The 1,111-nt window shown below is 43.0% G+C and carries 1 protein-coding gene; it reads right to left on the bottom strand.

Going from position 1 to position 1,111, the window contains the following annotated elements; translation table 11 throughout:
- A partial coding sequence (locus KDK19_RS06010) for a Fic family protein (RefSeq protein ID WP_257291550.1) occupies positions 1-995 on the bottom strand: 995 nt, incomplete at its 3' end.
- Positions 996-1,111 lie beyond the last annotated feature (116 nt).

Below are 1,111 nucleotides of genomic sequence, written 5' to 3'. Positions count from 1 at the left end.
GACTGCTGCCCATTCTTAATGGTCAGAACCAACTCATCCACACTGTAGCCATCAAATTTATTAACATTATCGATAATGGCGGGTGAAAGCCCTTCTCGCAGAAGGAGTCCATTGACCAGAATGCAGCCGATAGTTCTGGCATTCCCGTCTCTAAAAGGGTGGGTATGTTGAAGATTTCGACAGAGTTCAGCAATAGCGTGGATAATTGCGTCATGTCGCAGCTCGCTGTCCGTTTCAGTTATTTCTTGCAACTTGTTCTCAAAGGCCTGGCAATATTTTATGGATAACTCAATGCCTTTTTGACCTTTAAAATCAATGAAAACCTGGTATGTATAACGATCGAGTCTTTCTATTCTCGGAAAATTGTTCTCGTTAGCCAACTTCGTTATTTCAATTAAGCCATTCTTTGTGAAGTTTTGCCCCCTCACATAACCAACGACCGCTTCGTTCCAGGAGAAGTCTTTAATAATCACATCTGCACGAGCAGACATAACATCGGATGTAGTCAACTCATGAATAGCTTCAAGCTTACTGTAATCCAGGGGTTTATTAGCCAAAATATTACCGGCTTCTTTAAAGGCAGTTAGCATAGCCGCTGCATACCCAGGCTCATCCTCATAACAAAACAGACCTAAACCGTATTCTTCCCAGTGTCCCTCATCAATAAAAAATCTGTACAGCTCATCCAAAGGAAAGCCTTTGAACGGTTCTGTTTGATCCAGCATAGTCTGAACTTCAGCGGACTTCTCAAAAGCGCGACAAATACCCTTTAAAAGGTGGTATAAACGCAAAGAGAGGCGCTGTTCACCTTTTTCGTGATCAATAATAGATTGTTGAATGGCTTCAATACTCATTTCTGAAAGAACAAGAGCGCAAGCCTTGCGTGCAAAGGCCCCAACCTGCTTCTCTTCATGAAAATAATTTGGCAGCTGTTCTATCGAGCTAAGTAAGTCTTCACACTTACTCAAGGTGCTGGAGCTATCCCACTGAAACATAGGCACAGCTTCAAAATTGCTGAGCCATCCGTCGAGCCTCGCAAGGAAATATGCGTAATAAGTATGTCCCCGCCTATCAATAAGCTCCGTTGCTCGTCCCTGATTAAATGCTGCTT

This window comes from Endozoicomonas sp. ONNA1 (assembly GCF_024606325.1).
Lineage (GTDB): Bacteria > Pseudomonadota > Gammaproteobacteria > Pseudomonadales > Endozoicomonadaceae > Endozoicomonas_A.
The sequence above is the reverse complement of the archived record's forward strand: the minus strand, read 5'-3'. Positions and strand labels throughout refer to the sequence as shown.